This window comes from Angustibacter sp. Root456, from assembly GCF_001426435.1.
In the GTDB taxonomy this organism is placed as follows: Bacteria; Actinomycetota; Actinomycetes; order Actinomycetales; family Angustibacteraceae; genus Angustibacter.
Map to the genome: position 1 here is coordinate 69,488 of NZ_LMER01000015.1, position 16,790 is coordinate 86,277.

General features: G+C 73.3%; 17 protein-coding genes and 1 pseudogene. 4 read left to right on the top strand and 14 right to left on the bottom strand.

Going from position 1 to position 16,790, the window contains the following annotated elements; genetic code table 11:
* From ASD06_RS19140 to ASD06_RS07985, 6 genes and pseudogenes are all read right to left on the bottom strand, one after another.
* Nucleotides 1-357: pseudogene (locus ASD06_RS19140) on the bottom strand (hypothetical protein); the annotation flags it as partial.
* 98 nt (nt 358-455) lie between these two features.
* The gene (locus ASD06_RS07965; protein ID WP_056675404.1) at nt 456-740 is read right to left on the bottom strand and encodes a DUF427 domain-containing protein; all 285 of its coding nucleotides are present in this window, start codon (nt 738-740) and stop codon (nt 456-458) included.
* Nucleotides 741-745: 5 nt separating this feature from the next.
* Complete coding sequence (locus tag ASD06_RS07970) at nt 746-1,696, bottom strand: oxidoreductase (protein ID WP_056675407.1); 951 nt, start codon at nt 1,694-1,696, stop codon at nt 746-748.
* Nucleotides 1,697-1,706: 10 nt separating this feature from the next.
* Nucleotides 1,707-3,485, bottom strand: a complete 1,779-nt coding sequence (locus ASD06_RS07975) for an FAD-dependent oxidoreductase (RefSeq protein WP_056675409.1) — start codon at nt 3,483-3,485, stop codon at nt 1,707-1,709.
* Nucleotides 3,482-5,071 carry a succinic semialdehyde dehydrogenase gene (locus ASD06_RS07980; RefSeq protein ID WP_056675412.1) on the bottom strand — a complete coding sequence of 530 codons (1,590 nt, stop codon included), beginning with the start codon at nt 5,069-5,071 and terminating at the stop codon, nt 3,482-3,484. The genes ASD06_RS07975 and ASD06_RS07980 overlap by 4 nt, the downstream gene beginning before the upstream one ends.
* Nucleotides 5,072-5,154: 83 nt before the next feature.
* The gene (locus ASD06_RS07985; RefSeq protein ID WP_056675416.1) at nt 5,155-6,276 is read right to left on the bottom strand and encodes a GuaB3 family IMP dehydrogenase-related protein; all 1,122 of its coding nucleotides are present in this window, start codon (nt 6,274-6,276) and stop codon (nt 5,155-5,157) included.
* A gap of 239 nt (nt 6,277-6,515) precedes the next feature.
* On the opposite strand from ASD06_RS07985, the gene ASD06_RS07990 reads away from it, so the two are divergent.
* Both ASD06_RS07990 and ASD06_RS07995 read left to right on the top strand, forming a co-directional pair.
* Entirely contained in the window at nt 6,516-6,791 is a 276-nt protein-coding gene (locus ASD06_RS07990; RefSeq protein WP_157371591.1) for a hypothetical protein, read from the top strand.
* Between the two features lie 78 nt (nt 6,792-6,869).
* Nucleotides 6,870-8,132: an FAD-binding protein gene (locus tag ASD06_RS07995; protein WP_056675422.1), complete on the top strand. Its 1,263-nt coding sequence runs from the start codon at nt 6,870-6,872 to the stop codon at nt 8,130-8,132.
* A gap of 31 nt (nt 8,133-8,163) precedes the next feature.
* On the opposite strand, the gene ASD06_RS08000 is transcribed toward ASD06_RS07995, so the two are convergent.
* From ASD06_RS08000 to ASD06_RS08025, 6 genes are all read right to left on the bottom strand, one after another.
* Nucleotides 8,164-8,502 (bottom strand): hypothetical protein, encoded by a 339-nt coding sequence (locus tag ASD06_RS08000; RefSeq protein WP_056675424.1) that lies wholly within the window; start codon nt 8,500-8,502, stop codon nt 8,164-8,166.
* Nucleotides 8,503-8,566: 64 nt separating this feature from the next.
* Nucleotides 8,567-10,078 carry an IMP dehydrogenase gene (gene guaB, locus ASD06_RS08005; protein ID WP_056675427.1) on the bottom strand — a complete coding sequence of 504 codons (1,512 nt, stop codon included), beginning with the start codon at nt 10,076-10,078 and terminating at the stop codon, nt 8,567-8,569.
* A 37-nt stretch (nt 10,079-10,115) separates the two neighbouring features.
* Complete coding sequence (locus ASD06_RS08010) at nt 10,116-11,225, bottom strand: hypothetical protein (RefSeq protein WP_056675431.1); 1,110 nt, start codon at nt 11,223-11,225, stop codon at nt 10,116-10,118.
* Nucleotides 11,222-11,833 (bottom strand): RNA polymerase sigma factor ShbA, encoded by a 612-nt coding sequence (gene shbA, locus ASD06_RS08015; protein ID WP_056675434.1) that lies wholly within the window; start codon nt 11,831-11,833, stop codon nt 11,222-11,224. Before shbA ends, ASD06_RS08010 begins: the two co-directional genes overlap by 4 nt.
* 58 nt (nt 11,834-11,891) lie before the next feature.
* Entirely contained in the window at nt 11,892-12,506 is a 615-nt protein-coding gene (locus ASD06_RS08020) for a response regulator transcription factor (RefSeq protein WP_056675435.1), read from the bottom strand.
* Between the two features lie 123 nt (nt 12,507-12,629).
* Nucleotides 12,630-13,592, bottom strand: coding sequence for a MerR family transcriptional regulator (locus ASD06_RS08025; protein WP_200941971.1), 963 nt, complete (start codon nt 13,590-13,592; stop codon nt 12,630-12,632).
* Between the two features lie 284 nt (nt 13,593-13,876).
* On the opposite strand from ASD06_RS08025, the gene ASD06_RS08030 reads away from it, so the two are divergent.
* On the top strand, nt 13,877-14,191 hold the full coding sequence (locus ASD06_RS08030; RefSeq protein WP_056675439.1) for a WhiB family transcriptional regulator: 315 nt from the start codon (nt 13,877-13,879) through the stop codon (nt 14,189-14,191).
* Nucleotides 14,192-14,336: 145 nt separating this feature from the next.
* Here ASD06_RS08030 and groL read toward each other — a convergent pair whose 3' ends face one another.
* The gene (gene groL, locus ASD06_RS08035) at nt 14,337-15,962 is read right to left on the bottom strand and encodes a chaperonin GroEL (protein WP_056675440.1); all 1,626 of its coding nucleotides are present in this window, start codon (nt 15,960-15,962) and stop codon (nt 14,337-14,339) included.
* Nucleotides 15,963-16,067: 105 nt separating this feature from the next.
* Nucleotides 16,068-16,364 carry a co-chaperone GroES gene (groES, locus tag ASD06_RS08040; RefSeq protein WP_056675443.1) on the bottom strand — a complete coding sequence of 99 codons (297 nt, stop codon included), beginning with the start codon at nt 16,362-16,364 and terminating at the stop codon, nt 16,068-16,070.
* Nucleotides 16,365-16,560: 196 nt separating this feature from the next.
* On the opposite strand from groES, the gene ASD06_RS08045 reads away from it, so the two are divergent.
* Entirely contained in the window at nt 16,561-16,782 is a 222-nt protein-coding gene (locus ASD06_RS08045) for a biotin/lipoyl-binding carrier protein (RefSeq protein WP_056675445.1), read from the top strand.
* Nucleotides 16,783-16,790: the final 8 nt, after the last annotated feature.

Below are 16,790 nucleotides of genomic sequence, written 5' to 3' on the forward strand. Positions count from 1 at the left end.
GGCCCGTGTCGGGGCCAGCTCGACCGACAGAGCGGACCGGTAGAGGCGCTCGGCGCGCTTGCCCAGCCCGGCGGCCTGCCCCGGCTTGAGGTCCGCCACCACCGAACGCAGCCACGCACCGGCCGTCCGGGTGCCGTCCTGCCCGGGGATCCCGCGACCGTCGACTTCACCTAGCACGCGCAGGGTCTGGCCCTCGCTGCGGCGCCGAGCCCGGTCCAGCGCGGCCGCCACGGTCTTCAACGCCGGGTTGGGCAGCTGCCACAACGGCAGCGCGGACAGGCGGTCCAGGGCGTCGTCGAGGTCGGACAGCACGACGTCCAGCGCGAGTGCGCCGCCGCCGTCCGCCCGATTCGTCATGCGACAAACCTACGCACCACCACCGACAGCCGCGCTGTCCCGCAATGGGTCTGTGGACAACGACCGTTGCTGTGACAACTTGTGGATAACGCCCCGCGCTACCCCTCGACGACGACGTCCTTCCAGAACGCCACCCGGTCCGCGATCTCGGCTGCAGCCTGCTTGGGCTCCGGGTAGTACCAGACCGCGTCCTTGCTCACCGCGCCGTCGTGCTCGAGCGAGTAGTACGACGCCGTGCCCTTCCACGGGCACACGGTGTGAGTGTCGCTCTGGCGCACGACGTCGTCGCGCAGCGCCGACCGTGGAAAGTAGTGGTTGCCCTCGACGACGACCGTGTCGTCGCTCTCGGCGATGGTCAGACCGTTCCAGGTCGCTCGGGCCACAGCTCCTACCTCTCGTCCAGCCGCGCGCGTGCCGCACCGAAGTCGTAGTGCACTCCGGTGATCTCCTGCGAGCGCTGCCACAGCGCGGCCGCCAGGTCGGCGTCGTACGCGGGCTGCGCGGCCGACGTCCGAGCGGGGTGCCCGCGCCAGCCACCCCAGGCATCCGGCCCGAAGTACTCCGCGCCGACGACGTCCGGCATCGCGGCCGCGTAGAGCGAGGGCCACGACCCCCTCTCGGCCGGCTGGGCGACGAGCCGCGAGACGCGGTCGACCACCGCGCCGAGCAGCCCCTTGCCGAGCGGACCGTTGCGCATCAGCTCGGTGGCGGCGTACCCGGGGTGGGCGGCCACGCTCACGAGCGACAGCCCGGCCTCGTCGACCAGCCGCTGCAGCTGCATGGCGAACAGCAGGTTCGCCAGCTTGCTCTGCCCGTACGCCGCCCACGGCCGGTACGACCGCTCGCTGTCGAGGTCGTCGAAGTCGATGCGCCCCATGCGGTGCGCGTTGCTCGACACCGTGACGACCCGCGCCGCGCCGAGCGCGGGCATCAGCTCGCCGGTGAACGCGAAGTGACCGAGGTGGTTCGTGGCGATCTGCAGCTCGTGCCCGTCAGCGCTCACCCGGCGACGGCGCGGCGCCATCACGCCGGCGTTGTTGACGAGGATGTCGACCACCGGGTAGGTCGCGAGCACGTGCGCCGCGCACTGGCGCACCGACGACAGGTCGGCGAGGTCGAGCTCGAAGAGGTCCGCCTTCGCACCCGGCACCTGCACCCGCACCTGGCCCAGCGCCTCGTCGCCCCGCACCGCGTCGCGGCAGGCCAGCAGCACGTGCGCACCGCGCCGCGCCAGCTCGACGACGGTCTGCAAGCCGATACCGCTGTTGGCCCCGGTGACGAGGGCAGTGCGGCCGGTGAGGTCGGGCAGGTCGGACGGCGTCCAGCGGTTCGCGTTCACCCCACCATGTTCACTGCTGAGCGGCCGGTGCGCTCGCCCAACGCAACGCTCCCGGCGCTGAGGCGGGCACGGCCGGCGTCCGCGGTGGGACGGCGGCCACGCGCTCGTACGGCGCACCCGGGGCCGGGCGCGGGTCGGCGTCGCCCCGGTTGGGCCACAGCGACATCGCGCGCTCGGCCTGCGCCGTGATGGTGAGCGAGGGGTTGACGCCGAGGTTCGCCGAGATCGTGGACCCGTCGACGACGTGCAGCCCGGGGTAGCCGTGCACCCGGTGATAGGCGTCGACGACTCCGCGGTCGGGCGAGTCGCTGATGACGCACCCGCCGAGGAAGTGCGCGGTCATCGGCACGTTGCCGAGGTCGCCCAGCGCACCGCCCGCCTCGGCCCGCTGCCCGGTGCGCTCCTCGAGCCGGCGCGCCAGGCGCCGCACGGCGTCGTGGCCCGCGGGGATCCACGTGGGGTTGGGATTGCCGTGCCCCTGGCCCGACGTCAGGCCGACGCGCGAGAACCCGAGCCGGCCGAGCAACCGGTGGCGGCGCGGCGACACCGTGATGGAGTTGTCGACGGTCTGCATGACCAGGCCGATGATCGTGCGCTCGCTGAAGCTGCGGGCCGACAGCGACCGCGCGAACACCTCCGGGTGGCGCACCGCCCGCCCCAGGAACTTCACCCACCGCGGCACCCTGCCGCCACCGTCGACGAGGATCGTCGCGAGCAGCCCCATCGCGTTGGATCCCTTGCCGTACCGGCAGTTCTCGACGTGGGTGTCCGGCTGCGGGAAGAACGACGACGTGATCGCGACGCCGCGCGTCAGGTCGATCTCGGGCACGTGGTGCGTCATCGCACCCAGCAGCGCCTCGGAGTTGGTACGGGTCAGCACACCGAGCCGGCTCGACAGCCTCGGCAGCACGCCCTCGGCGCGCATCCGGTGCAGCAGGCGCTGGGTGCCCCACGTGCCTGCGGCGAGGACGACGTCGCGCGCCGTCGTGGTGCGACGGTCCTTGCGCGCCCACGCGCCGGTGCGCTCGGTGGTGACGGCCCAGCCCGCCGCCGGGTCCGCCGGGTCGAGCGGGCGGACGTCGACCACCGTGCGCAGCGGCTCGACGCGCACTCCCAGCCCCTCCGCGAGCGCCAGGTAGTTCTTCACCAGCGTGTTCTTGGCGCCGACCCGGCAGCCGACCATGCAGTTGCCGCACTGCGTGCAGCCGGTGCGGTCGGGGCCCGCTCCCCCGAAGTACGGGTCGGGCACGCGGCGCCCGGGCTCGCCGAAGAACACGCCCACCGGCGTCTTGGCGAACGTGTGACCGACGCCCATCTCGTCGGCCACCGCGCGCATGACCTCCTCGACGGGCCCCTCGCACGGGTTCGTGACCACGCCGAGCATGCGCGTCGCCTGGTCGTAGTGCGGCGTCAGCTCGTCGGCCCAGTCGGTGATCGCGGCCCACTGCGGGTCGTCGAAGAAGGGCTTCGGCGGCACGTAGAGGGTGTTGGCGTAGTTGAGTGAACCGCCGCCCACGCCCGCACCGGCCAGCAGGACGACGTCCGGCAGGCGGTGGATGCGCTGGACGCCGAAGCAGCCCAGGCGCGGCGCCCACAGGAAGCGGCGCAGGTCCCAGGAGGTCTTGGCCAGCTCGTCGTCGGCGAACCGGCGTCCGGCCTCGAGCACGAGGACGTCGTACCCCTTCTCGGCCAGGCGCAGTGCGGACACCGACCCGCCGAAGCCGGAGCCGATGACGACGACGTCTTGGTCGACGTCGTGGTCGAGGCGCTCCTCGACCGGGTGCCTCACCGCACCCCCACGCGCTTGAGCAGCCGCACGAGCACCGTGAGCACCTGCGCCCACCGCTCGTAGCCGAGACCGAGCGGTGGCCCGAAGCCGAGCAGCCGCTGGACTGTGACGTTCTGCGACTCGGTGTACTTCACGATGCCCTCAGCGCCGTGCCGGCGCCCCAGACCGCTCGCCCGCATGCCCCCCATGGGAGCGCCCACGCTCGCCCAGGCCGCGGCGTACGCCTCGTTGACGTTCACCGTGCCGGCGTAGAGCCGGGCCGCGATGCGGCGGCCGCGCGCGACGTCGCGGGTCCAGATGCTCGCGTTGAGGCCGTACTCGCCCTCGTTCGCGAGGCGCACGGCCTCGTCGTCGCCGCTGACCCGGCGCACCGACACCACCGGACCGAACGTCTCCTCGCCGTAGCAGGTCATCTGCGGTGTGACGCCGTCGAGCACCGTGGGCTCGTAGAAGAAGGGGCCGAGGTCCGGTCGCGCCCGGCCGCCCGCCAGCACCTTGGCCCCGCGGGCCACGGCGTCGTCGACGTGCCGGCGGACGGCGTCCAGCTGGCGCTGCGAGGTGAGCGTCCCCAGGTCGACGCTGTAGTCCATCGCCGGGCCGAGGCGCAGCGCGCGCACCCGGCCGAGGAAGCGGTCGAGGAAGGCGTCAGCGACCTCCTCGTGCACGAGCAGCCGCTCGATCGAGATGCACAGCTGCCCGGTGCTCGCGAAGCACGCGCGCACGGCGCCCTCGGCGGCGCGGTCGAGGTCGGCGTCCTCGGCGACGTAGAGGGCGTTCTTGCCGCCCAGCTCCAGGCTCGCGCCCACCAGCCGGCTGGCCGCCTCGCGCGCCACCAGCCGCCCGGTGTGGGTCGACCCGGTGAAGCAGACGTAGTCGGTGCGCTGCACGAGCTCGGCGCCGACGACCGGCCCCTCGCCCACCACGACCTGCACCAGCCCCTCGGGCACACCGGCGTCGCGGAACAGCTCGAGCGCCCGCAGCGCGGTGAGGACGGTCTGGGAGTCCGGCTTGAGCACGACGGCGTTGCCGGCGATGAGCGCCGGGATCGCGTCGCTCACCGACAGCGTCAGCGGGTAGTTCCAGGGCGCGATGATGCCGACGACGCCCTTGGGCAGGTGGCTCTCGACCGACTGCGACAGCACGGGGAACGCCCCCTGCCGCCGTCGCGGCTTGAGGTACGACGACGCCCGGCGCGCGTAGTGCCGCGCCACCATCGCGACGTCGAGCACCTCCTCGAAGGCGTGCGCCCGCGCCTTGCCGTTCTCGATCTGGATCAGGTCGAGCAGGTCGCTCTGGGCGTCGAGCACGCGGTCGTGCAGGTCGAGGAAGCGCCGCGCCCGGTCGGCGAGGTCACGCCGCGCCCAGCTGCGCTGCGCCGCGCGGGCCGCGTCGACCGCGACCTGCACGTCGTCCGGCGTGGACGTCGGGATGACGGCCACCGGCGCGCCCGTGGCCGGCGCCACGGGGGCGTAGGTCTCGGCGCGCGGCGAGGCCACGATCCGCTGCGTGAGACGCCGAGCGAGCGCCGGGTCGACCGCGTACGTGGCCGTGGCGTCGGTCTCGGGGTCCGCGATGGTGTCGGACATGCCGTCAGCGTAAGCGGCGGCTCAACCCCCTGGCTACCCGCGAGTAACTCAGGTCACGGGCCGGCGCCCGCGAACGCCGCGACTCAGGCGGGGGTGTACGGCGCGACGATGACCTCGACCCGCTGGAACTCCTTGAGGTCGCTGTAGCCGCAGGTGGCCATCGCCCGGCGCAGCGCGCCCACGAGGTTGGTCTTGCCGTCGGCGAAGCGTCCCGGGCCCTCGAGGATCTCCTGCAACGAGCCCAGAGTGCCCACAGACACCCGCTCGCCACGCGGCAGCTGAGGGTGGTGCGCCTCCGGGCCCCAGTGCCAGCCGCGGCCCGGCGCCTCGACGGCGCGCGCGAGCGCCGCGCCGAGCATCACGGCGTCCGCACCGCAGGCCACCGCCTTCACGACGTCACCGGAGCGCCCCATGCCGCCGTCGGCGATCACGTGCACGTAGCGGCCGCCGGACTCGTCCATGTAGTCGCGGCGGGCGGCGGCGACGTCGGCCACCGCGCTCGCCATGGGCACGTGCACGCCCAGCGTCGTGCGGGTGGTGTGCGCCGCTCCCCCGCCGAAGCCGACGAGCACGCCCGCGGCACCGGTGCGCATGAGGTGCAGCGCCGCGGTGTAGGTGGCGCAGCCGCCCACGATGACCGGCACGTCCAGCTCGTAGATGAAGCGCTTGAGGTTGAGCGGCTCGGCGTGCCCCGACACGTGCTCGGCGCTCACCGTGGTGCCGCGGATGACGAACAGGTCGACGCCGGCGTCGACGACGGTCTTCCACAGCTGCTGGGTGCGTTGCGGGCTGAGCGCCCCGGCCACGGTGACGCCCGAGTCGCGCACCTCGCGCAGCCGCTCGGTCACGAGGTCGGGGTTGATCTCAGCGGCGTAGATCTCCTGCATGCGGCGCGTGGCGGTCGACTCGTCGAGCGCGGCGATCTCGGCCAGCAGCGGCTCGGGGTCCTCGTAGCGGGTCCACAGACCCTCCAGGTCGAGCACGCCCAGGCCGCCGAGCCGGCCCAGCGCGATGGCCGTGGCCGGCGACATCACCGAGTCCATCGGCGCCGAGATCACCGGCAGGTCGAAGCGGTAGGCGTCGATCTGCCAGGCCACCGAGACCTCCTCGGGGTCTCGGGTGCGCCGGCTCGGCACCACCGCGACGTCGTCGAAGGAGTACGCGCGGCGCCCGCGCTTGCCGCGGCCGATCTCGATCTCGCTCACGTCGCCAGGCTACCGGGGCCGCAGCACCGGGCCAGCGACCCGACCCCCATACGAGGTTGCGATGAGGCAATGGTCGGACGTGTCGCTTGTCAGGAAGCCTCGCCCGCGGAGCGGACACCGCGCTCCTGAGTCGACAGATGGGCAGAAGCCATGAAGATCCCCGCTCGTGCCGTGGTGGCCGCCGCCGCTGCGGTCCCCACCGTCGCCGTCAAGAAGCCCTGGGTGGGCGGGCCGATCCCGTGGCTCTGGAGCTGCTGATGGTCGGGGTCGCCCTCACGGCCGTGCTCGTGGTGGGCTGCGCGGCGGCGACGGGTCTGGGGGCGCTCGTGCTTGCCCGAGGCGTTGGACGCACGCGGCTCCTGGGAGCCATCCCCGGCCTCGGGGCACTCGCCGCCATCACCGCCCTCCAGGCCGGCCACCTCATCAGCGAGGCGCAGTGGTCGGCGGCCTCAGCGGCGATCGTCCTCGTGGCCGCCGTGGTGACGCTGGTCGTGCGCCGGCGCAGCCCGCGCTAGCCGGCACCGCCGGCCACCGTGAGGCGCTCGACGTGCGGTGGCCGGCCGCCTGGCCGGCGTCCTGGCTAGGCTCGCCCGGTGACAGGCACGGAGCGCAACTGGGCGGGCAACGTCGCGTACGGGCCAGACGTCGTGCAGCGACCGACATCCGTCGACGAGCTGGCCGAGGTGGTGAGTCGCTCACCATCGGTGCGGGTGGTCGGCACCCGGCACTCATTCAGCGACATCGTGTGCACCGGCGGCACGCTCGTGTCGCTCGAGGCGCTGCCGACGTCCGTCACGGTGGACGCCGCCACCGCGACCGCCCGGGTCACCGGCAGCCTGCGCTACGGCGAGCTGGTGCCCCAGCTGGAGGCGGCGGGCTTCGCGTTGCCCAACCTCGGCTCGTTGCCGCACATCTCGGTCGCCGGCGCCTGCGCCACCGGGACGCACGGCTCCGGGCACGCCAACCGCTGCCTCGCCGCCGCCGTGCGCGCCGTCGACGTCGTCACGGGTGACGGCGAGCTGCGCACCCTCCAGCGCGGCGACGCCGGCTTCCCGGGCGCCGTCGTGAGCCTGGGAGCGCTCGGTCCCGTCGTCGCCCTCACGCTCGACGTGGAGCCGTCGTACCAGCTGCGGCAGGACGTCTACGAGGACGTGCCGCTTCGTCCCGACGACGTCACCGCGGCGCTCGCCGACGCCTACAGCGTCAGCCTCTTCAGCGACCTGCGCTCGCCCCGCTTCCGCAGCGCGTGGCTCAAGCGCCGGGCCCCGGACGGCGGCGACGTGCCTGCGCCCGACCCGACGTGGCACGGCGGCCGGCTCGCCACCACGCAGCACCATCCGGTGCCCGGCCAGCCGCCCGAAGGGACGACGCAGCAGGGCGAACCCGGGCCGTGGCACCTGCGGCTGCCGCACTTTCGGCTCGACGTCCCGCCGAGCAGCCGCGGCGCGGAGCTGCAGTCGGAGTTCCTCGTCGGGCGTGAGCACGCGGCCGAGGCCTGGAGCGTCGTGCGGGCCCTGGCGGACCGGCTCGCGCCGCTGGTGCAGATCGCCGAGGTGCGCAGCGTGGCCGCGGACGACCTGTGGCTCAGCATGGCGAGCGGCCGCGACAGCGTGGCCCTGCACTTCACCTGGGTACCGGACGTTCCGGCGGTGCGCGCAGCCCTGGGCGAGCTGGAGCGCGCGCTCACGCCGTTCGAGCCACGACCCCACTGGGGCAAGGTGTTCGTCACCCCGCTCGAGCAGGTGCGCGAGCGCTACCCGCAGGTGGAGGCGGCGGCGGCGCTGGCGCGCGAGTGGGACCCGGCCGGGACCTTCGCCAACGCGTTCGTCCGCGCCGCGCTGGGCCTTGCGAGGTAGCGGACGTCTCGACTCCTCGCCCAGCGACCGGTCAGTGCTGCGCGCCGGGGTGCTCGTCGTCCGGCACGGTGGCGTCGGCCGCCAGCTGCACGGCGTCCGGCTGCTCCTGGCCGCGACCGTCGGTGCGCGGCGACATGTCGGTGCCCACGGCCTCGTCGAGGCTGCCCTCGGCGATCTCGGCCTGGCTCGGCCCCGTGGCGTCGACCCCGCGCTCGTCGACGTTGCCGTCGACGTACGTGCCGTCGGACCGCTCGTCGTCCTTCAGGTGACCGCCGTGCACCTCGACCGGCGCGCCGGGCACGGTGGCCGAGGGCACTCCCGTGTTCTTCGTCGCGTCGGCCTGGTAGCCCTTCAGCTCCTCGTCGCTCATGCCTCCCACCGTGGCACCCCCGCCGCGCACCGCAACTCGGGCGATGGCCGCGCTCAGCGCACGGTCAGCGGCCGGTGTAGTTGGGGGCCTCGACGGTCATCTGGATGTCGTGCGGGTGCGACTCCTTCAGGCCGGCCGCGGTGATCCGGATGAAGCGGCCGTTGCGCTGCAGCTCCTCGATCGTGCGCGAGCCGGTGTACCACATCGACTGCCGCAGGCCTCCGACGAGCTGGAAGGCCACGCTCTGCAGCGGGCCGCGGTAGGGCACCTGGCCCTCGACGCCCTCGGGGATGAGCTCGTCGTCGGCCTGCACGTCGGCCTGGAAGTAGCGGTCCTTGGAGAACGACCGCGAGGCGCCGCGCGACTGCATCGCGCCGAGCGAACCCATGCCGCGGTAGGTCTTGTACTGCTTGCCGTTGATGAACACCAGCGCGCCGGGGCTCTCGTCGACGCCCGCGAGCAGCGAGCCGAGCATCACGGTGTCGGCCCCCGCCACGATGGCCTTGGCGATGTCGCCGGAGTACTGCAGGCCGCCGTCACCGATGAGCGGGACGCCCGCCGGCTTGGTGGCCAGCGACGCCTCGTAGATGGCCGTCACCTGCGGGACGCCGATGCCCGACACCACCCGCGTGGTGCAGATCGAGCCCGGGCCGACCCCGACCCGCACGCCGTCGGCCCCGGCATCCACGAGCGCCTGAGCGGCCGCCCGGGTGGCGACGCTGCCGCCGATGACGTCGACGTGCTTGGCCACCGGGTCGGACTTGAGCTGGGCGACCATCTCGATCACGCCGCGCGAGTGCCCGTGGGCGGTGTCGACCACGATGAGGTCGGCGCCGGCGTCGATCAGCGCCATCGCGCGCTTCCAGGCGTCGCCGTGGAACCCGACGGCCGCCGCCACCCGCAGCCGGCCGCTGTCGTCCTTGGTGGCGTTGGGGTACTTCTCGGACTTGGCGAAGTCCTTCACGGTGATCAGGCCGCGCAGGCGACCGGCGTCGTCGACCAGCGGCAGCTTCTCGACCTTGTGCTGGGCGAGCAACGCCATGGCGTCGTCGGGTGAGGTGCCCACGGGTGCGGTGACCAGCGGCATCGGCGTCATGACGTCGCGCACGCGACGGCTCAGGTCGCTCTCGAAGCGCAGGTCGCGGTTGGTGACGATGCCCAGCAGCAGGCCGTCGTCGTCGACCACCGGCAGACCGGAGACGCGGTACCGGCCGCAGAGCGCGTCGACCTGCGCCAGAGTCGCGTCGGGGCCGGTCGTCACGGGGTGGGTGACCATGCCCGCTTCGGACCGCTTGACGAGGTCGACCTGGCCCGCCTGGTCGTCGATCGACAGGTTGCGGTGCAGCACACCGAGCCCACCCTGGCGGGCCATGGCGATGGCCATGCGCGCCTCGGTGACGGTGTCCATGGGCGAGGAGATCAGCGGCATGCGCACGCTGATGCGCTTGGAGACCCGCGTCGAGGTGTCGGCGTCCGACGGGATGACGTCGCTCTCCTGCGGCAGCAGCAGCACGTCGTCGAACGTGAGCCCGAGGGCAGCGAACTTGTCGGGGACGACGATGCCTTCGTGGCTCATGCAGGCCTCTCTCGCGCAGCGGGGCAGATACTCCAGCCTACCCGGGCTGCACGGCCGTCCCGCCGCGCCCGCCCTGGCCGCCGCCGTGGCCACCCTGGCCTTCGCCGTGGTCTGCGTGACCGCCCTGGCCGCCCTGGCCGCCCTGGCCGCCGCCCTGGCCGTGGCCCGTGCCGCTCGAGGAACCCACCAGCGGCGCGACGCTGCCCGAGCCGGTCGTCGAGCCGCCGCGCTGCGAGCCCTTGCCGTGCGAGCTCTGCGAGCCACCGGACGACGCGCCGGCCCCGTGCGTGGGCCGGCTGGACTCCTTGCCGTGGCTGCCGGGTGCGCTCGGCACGCTCGTCGCGGAGTGCTCGGGCCCGTGGGTGGGCCGCGACGAATCGGGGCGGCCGGAGCCCTCGGGGGCGCCGGTGCCTCCGGACCCCTGGCCTCCGGGCTGGTCCACGCCGGCCGAGGAGCCCGGCCAGCTGGTGGCGCCCTGCAGTCGCTGCCGCAGCCGCGCGAGCGCCGCCTGCACCTCGGGCCCACCCTGCTCGGGTAGCTGGCGCGCCTGCGCCTCGAGCGTCGCCACGACCGTCGGGTCGACGACGGCGAGCCGCTCGGTGGCCTGCAGGCGCCGCCGCAGCTCGCTCGCAGCCGGGGCGGGGCCTGTGGAGTGCGCAGGCGCGTGGTCTGAGGCGGGGTCTGAGGCGGGGTCTGAGGCGGGGTCTGGGGCGTGCCGGTGGGTCACCTGGTCGATGAACGAGCTGACCGCGCGCAGGCCGAAGGCGCCAGCGGGGTCGCCCGTGACCGCCGCGGCCACACCCGCACTCGTGAGCACCAGCGCGAGACCGGCGACGACGGCACCGCCCCGGCGCACGGCCACGACGCGGCGACGGCGGGGCAGCTCGCGCACCACCGACACCGCGGGGGCGCCGGACACAGCCTCGGCCGCCCGGCCGCGCACCGCGACGGCCGCGGTGAGGGCCTCGACGGCCACGGAGTCGACGTCGGCCGGAAGGTCGCGGTCGACGTCCGCCGCCAGCGCGACGAGCAGCCGCAGCGCCGGGTCGTCGCCGGGCAGGTCGGGCGCTGCGTCGGCTCGCGCGCTGAGCCGGTCGAGCAGCTCGTCGTCGCGCCGGACGGCGTCGAGGGAGCGGGGCGGTGTCATGACGCCTCACCGGCCAGCTGGCGCAGCCGGCCCAGGGCTCGGTGCTGCGCGACGCGCACCGCCCCGGGGCTCATCCCGAGAGCGCGCGCGGTCTCGTCGGCCGACCACCCGGCGGCGACGCGCAGCGTGAGGATCTCGCGCTGGGTCTCGGGCAGCTGGGCCAGCAGGGCACGGGCGCGTTCGGCGTCCGAGGCCAGCAGCGCGAGGTCCTCGGGGCCCGGACGCGGGTCGACGCCGTCCGGCACGTCGTCGGTCGGCTGCGGACGGCGCATGGCCGCCCGCTGGACGTCGGCCACCTTGCGCGACGCGATGCCGTAGACGAACGCCTCGAAGGGCGAACCCTGGTCGCGGTAACGCGGGAGCGCGGACAGCACGGCGATGCACACCTCCTGCGCCGCGTCGTCGGCGGCGTCCTCAGCCCCCCGGTACCGACCGAGGCGTGACCTCGCGTACCGGTGCACCAGGCGGCGCACGTCGACCAGGAGCTGCTCGGTGGCTCGCGCATCCCCCGCGACCGCGCGAGCGGCCAGCACCCTCAGGTCGACTTCGGACTCCACCGGTGCTATCGCGGCTCGCGCCACCGGTGTTACCTCGTGCGCCTCGTCCATGCACCACCCCGAGCGTCCGTGAGCCGCCGGGCTCCTGACCGCGCCGACGATACCGCCGTCAGTGGACCAGGCCCCAGCGGAAGCCGACCGCCACCGCCTGGGCGCGGTCGGCCGCGCCCATCTTGCGGAACAGCCGGCGGGCGTGGGTCTTGACGGTGTCCTCCGACAGGTACAGCTCCTTGCCGATCTCGGCGTTGGAGCGGCCGCGGCTCATGCCGGTGAGCACCTGCAGCTCGCGCTCGGTCAGCACGGGCTGCACGCCGCCACCGGGCAGCGCCACGGCCACGTCGGCGCGACGTCGCCCTGCGACGTCCGACAGCGACTGCACGATGGTCGCGGCGAGCTCCTCGCGGGAGGCGTCCTTCATGACGTACCCGCGGGCGCCGGAGGTGATCGCCCGGGCGACGCCGTCGAGGTCCTCGGCCACGGTGGTCATGAGCACGTTGGCCTCGGGGTGCAGCGCGATCAGCCGGCGGGTGGCCTCGGTGCCGCCGATCCCGGGCATGCGTACGTCCATGAGCACGAGGGAGGGTCGCTCGACGGGCCAGCGGGCGATGACCTCCTCGCCGCTCGCGGCGGCCAGCACGCGCGTCACGCCGGGGATGGTGGCCACGCAGCGGCGCAGCGTCTCCCGCGCGAGCGGTGAGTCGTCGCAGACCAGCACGGTCGCCATCCCCACGTCCTTCCCTGGTACCAGCCGGGTTCACCCGATCGGCGGCGACGTCCGCCGCGCTCGAGGTGTCCATCGGCACGCAGGCGCCCGGGCCTTAGCAGCTGGCTCGGGGCAGGGGCGCGGTCACAGGATGGAGGCGATGACCTCTTCGACCGTGTCGCTGAGCGACTCCACCCGGGTCACCGTGGCCGGGACGTTGCGGCCCCACCCGGGCCCTCCGACGAGCACGCGCGGCTTGGGCCGCACGCGGTCGACCTCGCCGAGCAGGTCCTGGTCGACCACCGGCATCGAGGCGTAGAGGACGACGACGGCCGGCCCGCTGCGCCGCACGGCCGACAGCAGGGCGGACGACGGTACGCGGTGGCCGAGCTGGCGGGCGAGCACGCCGCGCTCGGCGAGGGCGGCGGCGAGCGCGTGCAGCGGAAGGCTGTGCTGCTCCTCACCCACGCAGGCCAGGAGCACCTGCGCGGTGTTGCGGGGGCGCTCCAGGCTCTCGGTGGTGGCCCGCAGGACGCCCATGAGGCACTCGCTGAAGATGTGCTCGACCTCGATGCCGTCGCCGGTGGTGGCGAACCGCTCACCGAGGCCGATCAGCACGGGGGACGCGAGCGCCTCCCAGGTGCGGATCACGCCCTGCGTGCGCACCTGGCGCCGCAGCACCTCGCTGATGCCGTGGGCGTCCAGGGTCATGGAGGCGCGAGCGAGGCCGCGGACGGCGGGTGAGGCCTCGGGCAGGGGGACGACGCGTCCGCCACCGGCGCGGGCGGGGGTGTCGCCCAGCAGGTCGAGCAGGTTGTCGTCGACCTCGGCGGCCGCGCTCTCGTTCGACAGGGCGTACTGCGCCGCCTGCGCGGGCGACAGGCCCTCGTGGGTGAGCCGGCGCATGACCACGAGGCGCGCGAGGTCAGCGGCCGTGTAGCGACGGTGCGAGCCGGCGGTGTGGCTCGACGGACCGAGCCCGTAGCGGCGGGCCCACGTGCGCAGGGTGGCCGGTGCGACGCCGAGCCGGCGCGCGACAGCCGCCACGGTCAGGGTCGGGCCGTCCGCCGCCGACGCGGGCACCTCGGCTCGCTGCTGCTCACTCACGCCCATCACGCACGCCATCGCTCACGTGGTCATTGTGTGCGCACGGGGCCTCCCAGCGCTACCCGATCGCGCCAACTCGACCAATTCCTGACTCGATTCGTGCTCGCGGCCGAGGGGTCCGGCAACTTTCATGATCAAGGGACTTGAATCAAGGCTGGCGCGGTACTAAGTTCATCCATGAACCGCTTCACAGGTGGTTCAACAAGCGCTTCAGCATTCGTTTCACCGCTCGAGCAGTGGGCGGTCTGCGGCTGGCGATAATCCGCTTTCGACGGAGGAACGACATGGCAGAGATCTCCCGGCTCCCTGGCCCCATCGCCGACCTGTGGGAGTGGCAGTACGACGGCGCGTGCCGTCGGGTCGACCCGGCTGTCTTCTTCCACCCCGAGGGTGAGCGCGGCCCGGCCCGCCGTCGTCGCGACGAAGCGGCCAAGGCCGTGTGCGCGACCTGCCCGGTGATGGAGCAGTGCCGACAGCACGCCCTGAAGGTACGTGAGCCCTACGGCGTGTGGGGTGGCATGACCGAGGACGAGCGCGAGGCGTACTACGCCCAGCACAAGACGGCGCGCCGCCTGGCCTCGGCCGAGGTGGCGGTCTAGCCGCACTGCCAGCCGGCTCCGGACCAGCCCCGCCGACGCAGCAGCAGACGCAACCGCAGACGCAGCAGCAAACGCAGCAGCAGACGCAGCACAGCGGCCCGGCACCCCTCGAGGGGTGCCGGGCCGCTGTCGTGTGCCGGGGCGGTCAGTGCCCGTGGCCGTGGCCGTGGCCGTGGCCGCCGGCGGCCTCGGGGGCCTCCTCCTTCTTCTCGACCACCAGGGTGTCGGTGGTGAGCACCATGGAGGCGATCGACGCGGCGTTGCGCAGCGCCGAGCGGGTGACCTTGACCGGGTCGATGACGCCCTCGGCCAGCAGGTCGCCGTACACGCCGGTGGCGGCGTTCAGGCCGTGGCCCGCGGGGAGCTCGCGCACCTTCTCGACGACGACGTAGCCCTCGAGGCCGGCGTTCTCGGCGATCCAGCGCAGCGGCTCGGCCGTGGCCTTGCGGACGATGGCGACGCCGGTGGCCTGGTCGCCGGATCGGTCCAGCCCGCCGTCCAGCACGGTGGAGGCCTGGATCAGCGCGGAGCCACCGCCGCTGACGATGCCCTCCTCGATCGCGGCGCGCGTCGCGGAGACGGCGTCCTCGATGCGGTGCTTCTTCTCCTTGAGCTCGACCTCGGTGTGGGCGCCGACCTTGATGACGCACACGCCGCCCGAGAGCTTGGCGAGGCGCTCCTGGAGCTTCTCGCGGTCCCAGTCGCTGTCGGTGCGCTCGATCTCGGCGCGGATCTGGTTGATCCGGCCCTGCACCTGGTCGGCGTCGCCGGCACCCTCGACGATCGTGGTGTCGTCCTTGGTGACCACGACGCGGCGGGCGCGGCCGAGCTGCTCGAGGCCGACCTGGTCGAGCTTGAGGCCGAGCTCCTCGCTGATGACCTCGCCGCCGGTGAGCACGGCGATGTCGCCGAGCATGGCCTTGCGGCGGTCGCCGAAGCCGGGAGCCTTGACGGCCACGGCGTTGAACGTGCCGCGGATCTTGTTGACGACGATCGTCGACAGCGCCTCGCCCTCGACGTCCTCGGCCACGACGAACAGCGGCTTGCCGGTCTGGACGACCTTCTCGAGCAGCGGCAGGAGGTCCTGCACCGAGGAGATCTTGGCCTGGTGGATGAGGACGTAGGCGTCCTCGAGCACGGCCTCCATGCGCTCGGCGTCGGTGACGAAGTACGGCGACAGGTAGCCCTTGTCGAACTGCATGCCCTCGGTGAAGTCGAGCTCCATCGCGGTGGTCGAGGACTCCTCGACGGTGATGACGCCGTCCTTGCCGACCTTGTCGAAGGCCTCGGCGATGAGCTCGCCGATGCCGCGGTCCTGCGCCGAGATGGTGGCGACGTGGGCGATGTCGTCCTTGCCGTCGACGTCGCGCGCCGCCTTGAGCAGCGCCTCGCTGACCGCCTCGACGGCCGCGTCCATGCCGCGCTTGAGCTCGGCCGGGGCCGCACCCGCCGCGACGTTGCGCAGGCCCTCGTGCACCATCGCCTGGGCGAGCACCGTCGCGGTCGTCGTGCCGTCACCGGCGACGTCGTTGGTCTTGGTGGCGACCTCCTTGGCGAGCTGCGCGCCGAGGTTCTCGTAGGGGTCCTCGAGCTCCACCTCACGGGCGATGGTGACGCCGTCGTTGGTGATCGTCGGGGCGCCCCACGCCTTGCTGATGACGACGTTGCGGCCCTTCGGGCCGAGGGTCACCTTGACGGCGTTGGCGAGCGCGTCGACACCGCGCTCGAGCGACTTGCGGGCGGAGTCGTCGAACTCCAGGGTCTTGGCCATGTGAAGTCTGGTGCCTTTCGCAGGGGGGTGAAGAGCAACCGCCCCGGGGGCACCGGCGATCCGGGCCGCCGGGGCGGTTGCTGAGCGGGCTCGAGGCCCGCGGGGTTACTTCTCGACGACCGCGAGGACGTCGCGCGCCGAGAGGATGAGGAACTCCTCGCCGGCGTACTTGACCTCGGTGCCGCCGTACTTGCTGTAGATGACCTTGTCGCCGACCTTGACGTCGAGCGGCACGCGCTGGCCGTTGTCGTCGATGCGGCCCGGGCCGATGGCGAGGACCTCGCCCTCCTGGGGCTTCTCCTTCGCGGTGTCCGGGATAACCAGCCCGGAGGCCGTCGTCTGCTCGGCCTCGAGAGCCTTGACCACGATGCGGTCCTCGAGCGGCTTGATGCTGACCGACACTTGCTGACCTCCCCCTTCGGGAATGTCGCGGATGAACGATTGGCGGTGTGGGCCGTCGCACCGCCGTCGCGGGGGTCGGAGCGGGGCTCACGATCTGGCACACTCACGGGGAGAGTGCCAAGAAGAATCTATGCCGCGCGTTAGCACTCGGTCAACCTGAGTGCCAGATCGCGGCCGAGCAGATCCCGGAGGGTCGATGAGGCAGCGCGTCGAGGCCGAGCTCGTGGCCAACGTCATCAACGTGCTCGTCGCACCAGGTGACGAGGTGGCGGCCGGTGACATGGTGGTGCTGCTGGAGTCGATGAAGATGGAGATCCCGGTCGAGACCGAGTGGGCCGGCACCATCGCGGAGGTCGGCGTCGCCGAGGGTGACGTCGTCAACGAGGGCGACCTGATCGTCGTCGTCGACACCAAGTAGCCGGGGTC